Origin of the sequence: Salifodinibacter halophilus (assembly GCA_012999515.1) — a bacterium.
Taxonomy (GTDB): Bacteria; Pseudomonadota; Gammaproteobacteria; order Nevskiales; family Salinisphaeraceae; genus Salifodinibacter; species Salifodinibacter halophilus.
In genome coordinates, this window is the sequence record JABEEB010000001.1 from 1,811,463 (window position 1) to 1,825,580 (window position 14,118).

General features: G+C 60.7%; 10 protein-coding genes. 7 read left to right on the forward strand and 3 right to left on the reverse strand.

Annotated elements, in window-relative coordinates:
- Nucleotides 1-13: 13 nt before the first annotated feature.
- Nucleotides 14-2,566: a heavy metal translocating P-type ATPase gene (locus HKX41_08370; GenBank protein ID NNC24169.1), complete on the forward strand. Its 2,553-nt coding sequence runs from the start codon at nucleotides 14-16 to the stop codon at nucleotides 2,564-2,566.
- 50 nt (nucleotides 2,567-2,616) lie between these two features.
- Nucleotides 2,617-3,024 carry a DoxX family protein gene (locus HKX41_08375; protein ID NNC24170.1) on the forward strand — a complete coding sequence of 136 codons (408 nt, stop codon included), beginning with the start codon at nucleotides 2,617-2,619 and terminating at the stop codon, nucleotides 3,022-3,024.
- A 26-nt stretch (nucleotides 3,025-3,050) separates the two neighbouring features.
- On the opposite strand, the gene HKX41_08380 is transcribed toward HKX41_08375, so the two are convergent.
- A complete protein-coding gene (locus HKX41_08380; protein ID NNC24171.1) occupies nucleotides 3,051-3,656 on the reverse strand; it encodes a LysE family translocator in 606 nt (201 codons plus the stop codon).
- Between the two features lie 242 nt (nucleotides 3,657-3,898).
- Between HKX41_08380 and HKX41_08385 the strand changes: the two genes are divergently transcribed.
- On the forward strand, nucleotides 3,899-5,296 hold the full coding sequence (locus tag HKX41_08385) for a PLP-dependent aminotransferase family protein (GenBank protein ID NNC24172.1): 1,398 nt from the start codon (nucleotides 3,899-3,901) through the stop codon (nucleotides 5,294-5,296).
- Nucleotides 5,297-5,329: 33 nt separating this feature from the next.
- Here the strand turns inward: HKX41_08385 and rsmG are convergent, their stop codons facing one another.
- Nucleotides 5,330-5,920 (reverse strand): 16S rRNA (guanine(527)-N(7))-methyltransferase RsmG, encoded by a 591-nt coding sequence (gene rsmG / locus HKX41_08390; GenBank protein ID NNC24173.1) that lies wholly within the window; start codon nucleotides 5,918-5,920, stop codon nucleotides 5,330-5,332.
- A gap of 74 nt (nucleotides 5,921-5,994) precedes the next feature.
- Complete coding sequence (locus HKX41_08395) at nucleotides 5,995-7,683, reverse strand: glutamine--tRNA ligase/YqeY domain fusion protein (GenBank protein NNC24174.1); 1,689 nt, start codon at nucleotides 7,681-7,683, stop codon at nucleotides 5,995-5,997.
- 307 nt (nucleotides 7,684-7,990) lie between these two features.
- Here HKX41_08395 and HKX41_08400 point away from each other — a divergent pair, with 307 nt between their 5' ends.
- From HKX41_08400 to HKX41_08415, 4 genes are all read left to right on the forward strand, one after another.
- The gene (locus HKX41_08400) at nucleotides 7,991-8,311 is read left to right on the forward strand and encodes a hypothetical protein (GenBank protein NNC24175.1); all 321 of its coding nucleotides are present in this window, start codon (nucleotides 7,991-7,993) and stop codon (nucleotides 8,309-8,311) included.
- Nucleotides 8,312-8,379: 68 nt separating this feature from the next.
- On the forward strand, nucleotides 8,380-9,669 hold the full coding sequence (locus HKX41_08405) for a TolC family protein (protein ID NNC24176.1): 1,290 nt from the start codon (nucleotides 8,380-8,382) through the stop codon (nucleotides 9,667-9,669).
- Nucleotides 9,670-9,681: 12 nt separating this feature from the next.
- Nucleotides 9,682-10,995 (forward strand): efflux RND transporter periplasmic adaptor subunit, encoded by a 1,314-nt coding sequence (locus tag HKX41_08410; protein NNC24177.1) that lies wholly within the window; start codon nucleotides 9,682-9,684, stop codon nucleotides 10,993-10,995.
- An 18-nt stretch (nucleotides 10,996-11,013) separates the two neighbouring features.
- Complete coding sequence (locus HKX41_08415; GenBank protein NNC24178.1) at nucleotides 11,014-14,109, forward strand: efflux RND transporter permease subunit; 3,096 nt, start codon at nucleotides 11,014-11,016, stop codon at nucleotides 14,107-14,109.
- Nucleotides 14,110-14,118: the final 9 nt, after the last annotated feature.

Genomic DNA, 14,118 nt, shown 5'->3' on the forward strand with positions numbered 1-14,118 from the left:
CCCGGGTGAAGGTATGAATAGCGACTCTGGTCTGCAGCGGGTTGATTTTGGCGTTGATGGTATGACCTGCGGTAGCTGCAGCGCACGCGTGGAAAAAGTGCTCGGTCGCGTCGATGGCGTCGAGCGTGCGTCGGTCAATCTGACAACGCAGCGTGCCGACGTCGAACTCGATCCGCGCCAAACCGGGGTGTCCGATGTGTTTAGCGCGGTCGAAAAAGCTGGCTATACACCGGTAGCCGAGCGTATCGAGTTTGGCATCGAGGGCATGAGTTGTGGCGGCTGTGCGGCACGTGCCGAGAAAAACTTGAATGCGCTGACCGGCGTGGTCAGCGCGTCGGTCAACATAGCCACCGAACGCGCGCGTGTTGATTACCTCGCCGGAACTATCGCGCGTGACGCACTTTTCTCAGCGGTCGAGAAAGCCGGGTTCTCGCCGATCGAGCCTGACACCGACAATACTCAAACCTCGGCTGAGAGCCCGAGTGATGCCGCGATCTACAAGCAGTCGTTGCTCTTCGCGGTGGTTTTCACCGTGCCGCTGTTCGTGGTCGCGATGGCGTCGATGGTGCCGGGTGTCGGTACGGCCATGCACGATGTTTTGCCTGAGCGCGGTTGGCAACTGATCGAATTGCTTCTAGTGCTGCCGGTTCAGTTCTGGGCGGGGCGGAATTTCTATCGCTTCGGCTGGCGTGAATGTCGCCATCTTGCGCCGGGCATGAACAGCCTGGTTATGATCGGTTCAAGCGCGGCTTTTCTATATTCACTGGCCGCGTTGGCCATTCCGGGTGTTTTTCCGGCGGAAACGGCACAGACCTATTTCGATGCCGCCGGCATGATCATCACTTTGATTCTATTGGGGCGGTATCTGGAAGCGCTGGCCAAAGGTCGGACGTCCGAGGCCGTTCATCAATTGATGGCGCTACACGCGCCGACGGCACGCGTAGCACGTGATGGCCAGTGGCAAACAATAGATGCTGATGAGGTCGTGGTTGGCGACGTCGTGCAGGTGCGCCCCGGCGAGCGTATACCGGTGGACGGTGCGGTGACCGCGGGCAACAGCTACGTCGATGAGTCTATGATCTCCGGCGAGCCCGTGCCAGTCGAAAAAAGTGCGGATGCCGAAACCATCGGCGGCACCGTGAACCAGAACGGCCAGCTCGAGGTTCGCGTCATGCGGACCGGCAACGATACGGTGCTGGCCAAGATCGTACGCATGGTCGAGTCCGCGCAATCCGAAAAACCGGCGATTCAGGCAATCGCGGATCGCATCGCCGGTGTGTTCGTGCCGGTCATTCTTGTCGTGGCCGCGGTGACTTTTGCAGCCTGGATGGCTTTCGGCGCGTCGCCGGCGTTGCCGACCGCATTTGTGACCGCTGTCGCGGTATTGCTGATCGCGTGTCCGTGCGCCATGGGGTTGGCGACGCCCGCAGCTATCATGGTGGCCACTGGACGCGGCGCGCGCATGGGCGTTTTATTCCGACGCGGTACAGCCGTCGAGCAATTAGCCAGTGTGGCGACCGTTGTTTTTGATAAAACCGGCACGCTGACCGAAGGCACGCCGCGCCTGACGGAGCTCGAAACTACGGGCGGCTTCGATCGGCGCGCGGTACTTCGGCTGGTTGCCAGTGTCGAGGCCAAAAGTGAGCATCCGCTTGGTGCCGCATTGGTGGCCGCGGCGCGCGACGACGCGCTTGAGATTGCCGGCGCGCACGCATTCACAACCTATCCAGGGCAGGGTGTTGAAGCCGTCGTCGACGATCGTCGTGTGCAGGTTGGTTCGAGTGCCTACCTGGCAAGTCTCGGTATTGAGACCGGCGCATTTGCCGCGCGTGCCGAAGAACTCGCGCATCAAGCCCGCACACCGTTGTTCGTTGCGGTCGACGGCCAGCTTGCCGCATTGGTTGCCGTCTCCGACCCGATCCGGGACGATGCGCGTCGTACGATCGAAGCGCTCCACGCGGCCGGCCTCGAGATCGCGATGCTAACGGGCGACAACCGCGCTACGGCCGAAGCCGTTGCCGCAGAGATTGGCATTGATCGGGTCATGGCCGACGTCATGCCCGATGCCAAGGCTGACCAGATCAAGCGACTGCAGGATAGCGCCAACGCAGTCGCGTTTGTCGGCGACGGGGTCAACGACGCGCCGGCACTGACCCGGGCCGATGTCGGTATCGCGGTTGGCAGCGGCACCGACATCGCGATCGAAGCCGGCGACGTTGTTCTCATGCGCGCCGATCTGACCGGCGTTGTGGGGGCGCTCCAGCTCGCCCGACGTGCCATGCGCGTCATCCGTCAGAACTTTGGCTGGGCTTATGGCTATAATGTGTTGTTGATCCCGGTCGCTGCCGGCGTGCTCTATCCGGCAACCGGCTGGCTACTGAGCCCGGTGCTGGCTGCCGGCGCCATGGGCGCGTCCGATGTGATGGTGCTTGCCAACTCGTTGCGCCTGCGCCGGGGCGGCGGCGTAGGCGCCGAGATGGCAGCTCGCGATGATGGCCGGGCCAACGGCCCGACGGACCGTGACCGGCCGCATGAGTCTGGACAGGGTACTTCTAAGACCGCCTGACGCTCCCGTAGAATTATCGAACCCGATCCAACGCCAAGAGAAAAACATCCATGCCCAACCGAAACGTTACGCTACTGGTCGCACGCTGTCTGATCGCGCTTTTGTTCGTGCTTTTCGGTTGGCAGAAGCTGAACGACTTCAACAGCGCAGTGGCCGTTATGGCGCACCACGGTCTGCCGCTGCCGATGGTGGCCGCGATCATCGCGATTGCCATGGAGTTCGTCGTCGGCATCGCGATCGCCGTCGGGGCGCTGACTCGGCCGCTGGCGTTGGCACTCGCGGCTTACACGCTCGCGACCGCAGTCCTTGGGCATCCCTACTGGACCATGACCGGGGGTGCGGCGTTCGAAGCCGAAATCAACTTCTACAAAAACATCAGCATTATCGGCGGCCTATTGGCGTTGTACGCGGTCGGGCCGGGCCGACTGGCGGTTGATGCCGCACTCGGTCGGAGCTAAATGGCAATAGCCCGGGCCGCGTACTTTTAATCGACTACGATAAAGCCAACGCAAGCTGCCGTTGCCAGGCCCATTGTTACGTTGAAAATACGCCAGGCTCGGTCCGTGACCAGCCATCTGGCGATCGCCTGCCCGAATGCTGCCCAGAACGACACACAGGGGAACGCGATCACTTCCATCAGCATGGCGAGACCGAGTGCGTTGAGCCAAAGCACGCCGTGCGCCGGCATGAAAGTGGCGACCAATGTCAGGCCCATGACCCAGACCTTGGGATTAGCGAACTGAAAGAATGCCATCTGCCAGAGCGTTAGTGGCCGCTCTTCGGCATCGCTCGACAGGCCCGGCGGGGGTGCGCTCGCGATTTTCCAAGCCAGGTACAAAAGATACGTCGCGCCGACCACTTGTAGCACGCGGTGGGCCAACGGAAACGCTTGAAAAAGCGCGCCGAGGCCAAGGGCTAGGCCCATATTGAGCACAAGGCCGCCGAGCAAAATACCGAAAATCGCCGGTAGCGTCCGCCGATAGCCATAGCGTGCGCCGGAAGCCGTCAATATGACGTTATTCGGCCCTGGCGTACCGGTCATCGACACCGCAAACAGGCTCACCGAGATAAACCAGCCAAGTGACATCATGACGCACTACCGATTTTGTGCCCGGCCGCTTTTATGTGCTTTGCTCGGGGCGTGGCGGCAGCTGTCCGCTGTGTAGAGCCGGCCGATGGTTCGAGTTCGGCGTGTCTCGTGGGCTGCACAGAGGGACCGGCGCTGCTATTGCCTGTATAAATGTATGGGTTCATTATTCAATACAAAGGTACATTTATCGCTTTGTTGAGTTTAAATGGTGGAACAATGGCGTCAATAATTTTTTTGTAACCATGACAATTTGGGTGCCTAAGCTGCGGGGCGTGGGCCCGCGCTATCGCGAACTAGCCGATGCAATTGCGAGCGCGATCGAGCGCGGCGAGCTGGCATCCGGCGTCAAGCTTCCGCCGCAACGTCGGCTTGCGGATGCGCTCGGTGTCACCGTGGGCACAGTCACGCGCGCTTACCGCGAAGTGGAAACACAGGGGTTTGTCGACGCGCGCGTCGGCAGTGGTACGTACGTGCGGTTGCAGGATGGCGCAACGTTCGCGTTTGGCAACGTCGGCTCCGGCCGGGAAAGTGCTGACATGATCGATCTCAGCCTGGCGTTACCCTCGCCGACGCCGGAGCGCGCCTCGGGGATGGCGCGTGCGTTGGCCACAGTGGCCAGCGATTCGGCGGCCATGGACCATGCGAGTGACTACCAACCGGAAGGTGGGTTGGTGGCCCACCGAGAGCGCATAACGCATTGGATGGAATCACTCGGCCTGGCGGTTGATGCTGACGATCTGATCATCAATCAGGGCGGCATGAATGGCATTTTCCTGACATTGTCGGCCCTTCTGGGGAGCGGCGAGCGCGTAGCCGCGGAAGCCCTTAGCTATCCTGGGTTAATCAGCGTCGCGCAACAGTTGGGCGTGCGCACCGTGCCGGTCGCGTTCGACGCCGAGGGCATCGACATCGAGGCATTGGCGCGCAGTCATGAGCGCCAACCGTTCGCCGCGCTCTATCTGATGCCCGAACACCATAATCCAACCACCGTGCAACTGACGGAGGCGCGCCGCCGGGCCCTGGTGGATCTGGCACGTGAGCGCGATTTTTGGCTGATAGAGGATGGGGTTTTATATATGCCGCCCGAGGCGCGTGGTACGCCGCTGTATCAATTGGCGCCAGAGCGGACGATTTATTTGTTTTCCATGGCCAAAATTCTCGGCGGAGGGATTCGCTCCGGCGTGATGCGTGTGCCTGCGACCATCCGAGACCGCGTCACATCGGCCGTGCAGAACCTGAGCTGGATGCCGCCTCCGATCGTCGCGAGTGCGGCGTGTCAGTGGATAGCTTCCGGCGATGCTGATCGGTTGCTGCACTGGCAGATGGAAGAGCTGAATGCGCGCCAAGCGATGGCCCGTGATTATTTGGGCGACTACGCGATAGCAGCGCATCCATGCGGTTTGTATGTCTGGCTCGAGTTACCTGAGGGCCATCGTGCCACCGCGCTCGTCGATCAGCTCTCGACGCGGGGCGTTCGTGTAACCAGTGCTGAGGCGTTTTGCGTCGGCGCGACGGCGGCACCGCAAGCGATCCGGATCTGTATCAGCGCTGCATCCAACCGTGGGCGGCTCGCGAACGCGCTGAGCCGGATACGCGCGGCGCTCGATGATCCGGCGCCTGTCCCTTGGCAGACGGTTTGATCAGCATGTTTGCTGCCGCGGTGGCTGGTAAGCTCAGAGCAGACCGCGGCTGAGTCTCACCACGTGACGTTCACCGTCCAGCCCGGGTATCGAGACAGGGCGGTTCTCCATGATCCGCCACGCAGGCGGTAACTCGCTGAGTTCGTCGCTCGGATTGACGCCTTTCATCAGCATGAATTCACCGCCGGCTGCGAGTAGATGTTCGGCGGCTGACACGCATTCGGCCGCCTGTGCGAAGGCGCGCGCCGTAATGATGTCGAAAGTCGTGTCCGCATGCCACTGTTCGATCCGCCTCGGAACAATATGGACATTGGTAAGCCCAAGTTCGCGCTTGGCGTGGCGCAAAAAAGCAGCTTTCTTGCGGCTGGATTCGATCAGGGTAACCTGGATTTTCGGTCGCGCGATTGCCACAACCAGACCGGGTAATCCCGCCCCGCTGCCGATATCGGCGAGCGTGCGGCCCGACAGTAGCGGTAGCACGGCCACGCAGTCCAGAATATGGCGCACGACCATGGCGCGTGGCTCGCGTATCGCCGTGAGATTGTAGGTCGCGTTCCAGGTCGTCAGTGGCTCGAGATAGCGGATGAGTTGGCTGCGCGCTTTGAGCGACACATTGCTATCCATGGTCTCGATGCCGGCATCGAGCACACCGCGTGCATCGGACCATGCTGACGGCGCCACCTCGGCGCGCCTCTGACTTATGCGCTCTGTTTCGCCCAACTGTCGCGCAGCGCTACGGTTTGGTTGAAAACGGGCGAGCCGGGCGCGTGGTCGTGGCGGTCGGCCACGAAATAGCCGATGCGCTCGAACTGCACGCGGGTTTCGGGTTCGGCTTGAACCAACCCGGGCTCGACATAGCATTCGTTGTGGATGGTCAGCGAGTCTGGATTGATGTCGTCGACGAAGTCGCTGGCATCGTTGCCGGGTTTGGGCGTCGCGAACAGTCGGTCATACTGGCGGACGGTGGCGCGCACCCCAAAGCTGGCCGATACCCAGTGGATGACGCCCTTCGGTTTGACACCGTCGGCGGGTAGTTCGCCGAGCGTGTCGGGGTCGTAGTGACAGTGGACTTCCACGATTTCGCCGGCGTCGTCTTTGACCACATCGTGGGCTTCAATCACGTAGGCGTTGCGGAGCCGAACCTTTTTGCCGAGCACCAGCCGTTTGTATTTCTTGTTGGCTGCTTCTCGAAAATCCTCGCGCTCGATGAACACTTCCCGCGTCAGCGTGAGGTTGCGGGTGCCCATATCGTCGCGATCGGGATGCGCGGATGCCGTCAGCGTTTCGACCTGGTCGTCCGGCCAGTTGGTGATGACGATCTTTAGCGGATCCATGACGCACATCGCCCGTGGGGCGTTTTTGTTCAGGTCATCGCGCACCGCGTGTTCGAGTTGGGCGACGTCGACGGTGCCGTCGGTGCGCGCCACGCCGGCTGCCTCGCAGAAGTTACGGATCGACGCCGGCGTGTAGCCGCGCCGGCGGATGCCGGACAGCGTTGGCATCCGCGGGTCATCCCAGCCATCGACGAACCCTTCGTCGATAAGACGACGCAAGCGGCGTTTGCTGGTAACCGTGAAGGTGAGGTTGAGCCGGCCGAACTCATACTGAACCGGCTGCGCCGGCACCGGCAAATGCTCGATAAACCAGTCGTAGAGCGGCCGGTGGTCGGCGAATTCCAGCGTGCAAATCGAGTGTGTAACGCCTTCGATGGCGTCCGATTGGCCGTGCGCGAAGTCATAGGATGGATAGATGCACCACGCATCGCCTGTTTGGTGGTGGCTCGCGTGGCGTACACGGTAGATGATCGGGTCGCGCAGATTCATATTCCCGGCGCCCATGTCGATTTTTGCGCGCAGGGCGGCCGCGCCTTCGGCGAATTCACCGGCGCGCATCATTTCAAAACGGTCGAGGTTTTCCGCCGGTGAGCGTTCGCGGTAGGGGCTGTTGGTGCCGGGTGTGTTCCAGTCGCCGCGATATTCACGCGCTTGTTCCGACGATAACTCGTCGACGTAAGCGTCGCCGTTTTTGATCAAATGAAGTGCGTATTCGTAGAGCGTTGGGAAATAATCCGAGGTAAAGCGAATCGCGCCTTCCCAGTCGAAGCCGAGCCAGTGCACGTCTTCAGCGACCTGGTCGATGTAGCGCTGTTCTTCTTTTTCCGGGTTGGTGTCATCGAAGCGCAGCCGGCAGTATCCACCGAAATAATCGGCTAGCCCGAAGTTCACGCAGATCGATTGGGCGTGGCCGATATGCAGAAAGCCGTTTGGCTCCGGTGGAAAACGCGTGATCACCGGTCCGTCGAATGCACCGCGCGCCGATTGGTCCGCGATCAATTCGCGCAAAAAGTTGTTACTCGGTCGCGTATTTGCTGTCGCGTCGTGCGCCATAACGGGTCCGTGACTGGTGCGAAAGGATCGAGTATCGATCCGCGATAGCACAAATTATAGCCGTCGACCGCGCTTATGGGGGCATCGTATGGCTGCGATAGCGACGGCGCTGGTCGGCCTCGCGTGCTGTTCAGCACGCAGCAACACGAATTTGTCGCCACTGTAGCGCGCCACGAAATCGTTTGGCCGTGCTCCGGAAATGTCGCGCCGGTCGGCGTTGGCAGGCGCCCGACGTGAACCGTCTCCATCGCTGCGGTGTTTGCCGTATTTGACGGCCGGCCACGATAGCGGCTAGCGTCTTAGATAGATGCACCGATTGATGCGCCATTGCGTCCACCTGGTCGCAATTCTTTGCCTGACCGCCAATACCTTCGCGTGGGCCGCACACGTCGATGCCCCGGCGCCTGTCGATGGCACGGTTGCTGAAGTAAAGCACGCGCATTTTGGCGATGACGAGCTTGCTGAACGCTGTGGGCATTACTGTCATTTCGGTGCCCATCTATTTGGATTGTTAGCACCGGGGGTGGGTATACCGCTGCCGGCAGCGCCCATTGTCACGCCGGAACGCCGAGTAACCCCGCCGCTGGTAGCGCGTTCCGAGCCACCTTATATCCCGCCTATCGCTTGAGTCTTTTTCACCTTTTGCCGCGGACGCATACCGCGTCCAAAGCTTATGTCTCGTGATGAGGACTCACAATGCGATTTTTTCTGCTTCTCGGCATCGTTGCCGGGCTGGCTTGGGCCGTTAGCGTAAACGCGGCCGATCGGGCCCAGCGGCCGCCGAAACCCTTGACCCTGGAACAGGCACTGGCCTGGGGTCAGGACAACAATCCAACGCTGCGTGGCGCGCGCATCGAATTACGCCGCCAGCAAGGCGCGCTGGAACACGCCGACCGGTCGGTACCGTCCAACCCGGAATTGCAGTTCAAAGCCGGCGATCGCGACAGGCCGGATGGGACGAGTACGACCGATATTGGCATCCGTCTGTCACAAGAATTATGGATCGCCGGGCAAGGCGGTTTGCGCGAGGACGCGGCGCAAGCCAGCGTGTCTGGCGCCCAGGCAAAACTAGATTTCCTGCAACAGAGTATCGCGGCGCGGATACGTGCTGCGTTTCTGAAGGTGCTGGTTGCCAAGCGTGCAGTGGCTACCGCGGAGCAAGTGCTCGCGGTGAATCGCGATCTGTCGGAGTACGCCCAACGTCGGCTTGACGCCGGCCAGGGAACACGTCTACAGACCAATACTGCTCGCATCGGCGCCGGGCGTGCCCGCGCGTTACTGGCCAAGGCTGAAAATCGGCACACTCGGGCGCGGCTGCGGTTGGCCGAGCTGCTGGCGCTGGATCCGTCCCAGCCGTTGCCGTTAACCGGCGAGCTTACCCCCAGCCAACTAGCCATTCCCAGCGAGAAGAAACTACTACGGCGAGCGGTGCAGCGCCGTGGTGATCTAGCGGCCGCGGGGCAAGCGGTGACTGCCGCGCAGGGCAAACTGAAGCTGGCTCGGCGCCGGATCATTCCCAATCTGCGCGTCTTCGGCTTCTACAAGGAAGAGAACAAGAATGAAATAGCCGGCGGCGGTGTAGCGGTCGAGCTGCCGTTGCTGCACCAGTACGAAGGTGAGCGCCAACAGGCCAATGCTCGGTTGGATGCCGCGCGTTTGGAACGCCGGACCTTGCAGGTGACTGTGCGCCAGCAGGTCTTGGAAGCCCTCTCGGATTACCGTAACGCCCGCAAGCGGGTCGCCGCCCTTGGTGATGACGTGGTGGCTGCGGCGCGCGAGAACTTCGAGCTCACCCAACGGGCGATTGAAGCGGGTGAGCTGGGTGCGCCAGCACTGACGACCGCCCAGGACACCCTCATCAATACGCGCCGCGAATACCTGGAGGCCCTGGAGGCTTTAGTCACTGCCGGCAGCGATCTGGAGCGCGCTACTGGCGGCCTGCTCGTCATGGACAACCCCGCCAAGCCCAACGGCGCGACGCAATAAGGAGTTTCCCCGATGTATTTCAGACAATGGATACGAGCGTTATTGCTCGTTAGCTTGGTGGTGTTGGTCGCGGCATGTGGTCAATCCGCGGACAGCAAGGCAAAAGGCGAAAAGGCTGACGGGCAAGGCGATGCCCCAACCCAAGCCGACAGCGATCACGGCCAATCCGAATTGAAAGAGGGCCAAACGAATGGCCACGACGCACATGCCGATAAGAGCGACAAGCAAGCGCGCGGTGCTGACCACAGCCAACACGCGCGTCGCGTACGTCTCGACAAACAGCAACGCGAGCACCTGAACCTGGAAGTCGCCAAAGCGGAGGCGGGATCGGCCAACGCGATGATTCAGGCATCGGCGACGGTGCGTTTCGATGCTGATCGCGTGGCCCGTGTGGGACCACGCCTGGAGGCTAAAGTGGTCGAAGTGGTCGCAGATCTGGGCGATCGGGTCGAAGCCGGGGAGACCGTGGCGGTTCTGGAAAGTGTCGAATTGGGCCGTGCTAAGGCGCAATATCTGACCGCCCGGGCTCGCTTCAATGCCGCATCCGCCCAGTACCAACGCGACCAAAAGCTGGCAGAGCAACAGATCGCCAGTGAGGCCGATCTCTTGGAATCCAGGGCTGCTTACCAGCAGGCCAAGGCCAAGCGAGATGCCGCCCGCGCGGAACTGCGTCTCTATGGGATGAGCGAATCCGACATCGAATCGGTCGCGGTCGGCGGTTCCCAGCCGCTGTCACGCTATGCATTGACTGCACCCATGGAAGGCATTGTCCAGAAGCGGGATTTGGCTCCGGGTGAAACCGTATCCGGGGCGCAAACGCCGATCCACATCGTGAACAACAAAAACATGTGGGTGATGATCGAGGCCTACGAGAAAGCGCTGCCGCGCTTGGCGACCGGACAACAAGTCACGCTCAATCTGCGTGCCTTCCCGGATAAAAGTTTTACCGGCGTCACCGACTGGGTTTCCCGTGATCTCGATGAGCAGTCTCGTACGGTGCGTGTGCGCGCCACGGTGCCCAATGAGAAAGGCCTGCTACGTGCCGGCATGTTTGGTACTGCCCATATCCAGACAAAAAGTGAACAGCGTTTCGCGCTGGTGCCTGTAGACGCGGTTCAGACCATCAACGATAAGCAGATGGTCTTCGTGCCCGGAGAGCAAAGCAGCGCTTTCCAGGCGGTGACAGTCAAAACCGGTGCCGAAAGCGGCGGCCAGATAGAGGTCCGCCAGGGACTGCAACCCGGAGAGCGCGTTGTGATCAAGGGCGCATTCGATCTCAAGTCTGCCTATACCGCGAGTGGCCGCAGCGCGGCTCACAGCCATTAATCGGCGCTGAGAGAAAACATGATTGAAGGCATTGTTCGAGCCGCGCTCAATAACCGTTTGCTGGTGTTGGTGGCACTGGTTGGCCTGGCTGCGGGTGGCTATTTTTCTTATCAGCAGCTGTCGATGGACGCTTATCCGGATGCGACCCCGACCATGGTGCAGGTCTTCACCAGCGCCGAGGGGTTGTCGCCGGTGGATGTCGAGACCCTGATTTCGTATCCCGTTGAGAGCAGCATGTATGGGTTGCCCAATCTGGAGCGGGTGCAATCCACCTCCATCTTCGGACTGTCCCGGGTCAACGTCTATTTCGAGGACGGTACCGACATCTACTTCGCCCGCCGGCTGGTCGATGAGCGGCTGGCCCAGGCGCGCCGCAAGATTCCGTCCGGCCTGGGTGAGCCGCAGCTCGGTCCTATCGCATCGGGGCTGGGGCGTGTGCTGCTGTATACCCTGGAAGGCGAAAACTTCTCGCCCATGGAAAAGCGCACCTATCAGGATTGGATCGTCAAGCGCCAGATCCGGACGGTGTCCAATGTAACCGGTGTGCTCTCGCTAGGCGGTTTCACCAAGCAATACCAGGTGCGACTGGATCGGAATGCGCTGCGGGCGCGCGATCTGACCATGGCGGATGTGCGCGAGGCGTTGGCATCCAACAACCGTAACGTGGGGGCTTCGTTTATCAACCGCGCCGGTGAGGAAAACATCATCCGCGGCTACGGTTGGGTGTCCGCCGGCGAGCAGGGCGCCGCCGATATTCGCAACATCATCGTTGCGAAGAACAATGGCAATCCGGTGTATGTCAGAGACATCGCCGAGGTTGGATTCGGTGCGGCTATCCGGCGAGGTGCGGAGATCGCCAACGGCGAAGAAGCGGTTGCCGGGTACGTGCTCAAGTTGATCGACACCAATACCCAGCAGGTTCTGTCCAACCTCGAATCCAAGATCGAGCAGATCAATGAATCGCTGCCCCAGGGGCTCAGTGTGGAGCCGTTCTACTCCCAGGGCACACTGGTGGATAAGGCGATTGGCACGGTGGAGTCCGCCCTGTTGGAAGGGGCGGTCCTGGTGCTGATCTTCCTGTACTTGTTTTTGGGTAACTTGCGTTCGACGCTGATCGTCGTCGCCAGTTTGCCGTTATCGGTGCTAGCGGCTTTCATCGCCATGAACGCGATGGGGTTGTCCGCGAACCTGATGAGTCTGGGTGGTCTCGCCATCGGCATTGGCATGATGGTGGACGGCTCGGTGGTGATGATCGAGAACATCTTCCGGCATCTGGAAGAACGCAGTCATGAGAATATCTCAATGCTTCGCTTGGTCAGCGAGGCTGCGAGCGAGGTCGCGCGCCCGATTGTGTTCGCCATCGGTATCATCATCATCGTCTTCCTGCCGCTGTTCACGCTGCAGGGCGTCGAGGGCAAGCTGTTCTCGCCCATGGCTTACACCATTAGCTTCGCGCTCCTGGGGGCGTTGCTGCTAGCGCTGACCATGGTGCCGGTGCTGACATCGCTGGTCTTCAAGAAAGGCAGCGTGCACGGCGAGCCCCGGTTGGTGCGCTGGATCAAGAGCGCTTATCGGCCGGTGCGCGATCGTGTGATTCGTGCGCCGGTGCTGGTGCTGAGTGTTGCGCTGGTGCTGTTCGGGGCTAGCCTCGCGCTTTTCCCCAGCCTCGGCACAACGTTCATACCGACGTTACGCGAAGGCACGTTCCTGGTGCGCTCCACGTTGCCGCCCGGCGCCAGCCTCGATTCTTCGAGTGCATACGCCAAGCGTCTGCAAAGTGTTTTCAAGGAATTTCCGGAAGTGACCGGCACATACTCACGTGTGGGCCGGGCTGAAGTCGGCGGCGACCCCGAACCGGTCAATGTAATCGCCACAACGGTCAATTTGAAACCGCTAGACGAATGGAGCGCTGGGCGCGATTACGAAGAACTGCAAACGGCCATGGCGAAGCGGACATCGAAACAAATCCCCGGTTTGGCCAACAACTTCTCGCAGCCGATTCAGTTACGCACCGACGAATTACTCTCAGGCGTAAAAGCAGCCCTGGTTGCAAGCATTTTCGGCGACGATCTCGACAAACTGGCCGAAGTCGGGCGACAAGTGGAAGCAATCGCGAAGGATACGCCGGGTGCGGTCGACGTCCGAATGCAGCAACAAAGCGGCAAGGGGCAAATAACGGTCAAACCGGATCGTGACGCGTTGGCGCGTTACGGGATCAGTGTCGACAAGGTGTTGAGCACGCTCTCGACCGGGGTCGGCGGCGAAGTCGTTGGGCAAGTTTTCGATGGCATTCGTCGCTTCGATGTGTTCGTGCGTCTACAAAAAAATCAGCGTGATCGTCTGGATTTGATCCGCAATCTCACGCTGCAAACCGCCGAGGGCGCGACGGTGCCGTTATCGCGGGTTGCCGACGTGAAGCGCTATACCGGTGTCAAAAAGATTTCCCGCTCTAATGCCAGTCGTCGATTATTCGTGCAGATGAACGTGCGTGGCCGGGCCATGGGTAGCGTGGTCGAGGAGCTCAATAAACGCATCGACAAAAATATCGACATGCCGGCTGGTTATTTCGTGGAGTTCGGTGGCCAGTTCAAGAACCAGCAACGGGCCATGCAGCGCCTGTACTACGTGGTGCCTGTCACGCTGGCACTGATCTTTTTACTGTTGTTTGCCGCCTTCAGGTCCGTGCGATACGCGGCATTGATCTTTTTGAACGTGCCGTTTGCTATCACCGGTGGCATATTCACCCTCTGGATTTACGGACTGTACCTCTCGGTACCGGCGGCCGTCGGGTTTATCGCCGTGTTTGGTGTGGCTGTGCTCAATGGCGTGGTACTGGTGTCGTATATCAACCAGCTGCGCGATCAAGGCATGGACAGGGATGAGGCCGTGCGCACCGGGACCGAGCATCGTCTGCGTCCGGTGTTAATGACTGCCTCGGTCGCGATCCTCGGCTTGATTCCGTTACTGCTGGCCGATGGTATTGGTTCCAACGTGCAGCGGCCGCTGGCAGCTGTGGTCGTTGGTGGCCTGATCACATCCACGTTGCTCACATTGTTGGTATTGCCGGCGGTCTATCGCTGGTTTGCCGAGCCACGCCGGGAAGTTGAGATCTAGCGGAGGAGG